The 209-nt window shown below is 63.6% G+C and carries 1 protein-coding gene; it reads right to left on the bottom strand.

From position 1 onward, the window contains the following. Positions 1-209, bottom strand: a 209-nt coding sequence (locus INR38_RS28640; protein WP_207444616.1) for a hypothetical protein, incomplete at both ends; no start/stop codon positions are given.

Raw genomic sequence — 209 nt, 5'->3', positions numbered from 1 at the left:
AAGCCTTCCAGCCGCTCGCGCGTATCGAAGCTCAGCAGGTTGGGCGTGGCATAGGCATCGCCTTGCTGGTGCAGCATGTGGTGGAAAAGAATGCCTTCCTGCAGCGGTGCCAGCGGGTAGATGTCCTGGATGTTGGCTGCACCACCGGGCACGGCTGCGACGATCCGTGCAATCTCCTGCGCGTCCAGCGCCACCAGGGTCAGCATGGC

Source organism: Delftia sp. SD018 (assembly GCF_017355445.1).
GTDB lineage: Bacteria > Pseudomonadota > Gammaproteobacteria > Burkholderiales > Burkholderiaceae_C > Comamonas > Comamonas acidovorans.
Note: the sequence above shows the minus strand (reverse complement) of the source record. Positions and strands in the feature narration are given on the sequence as shown.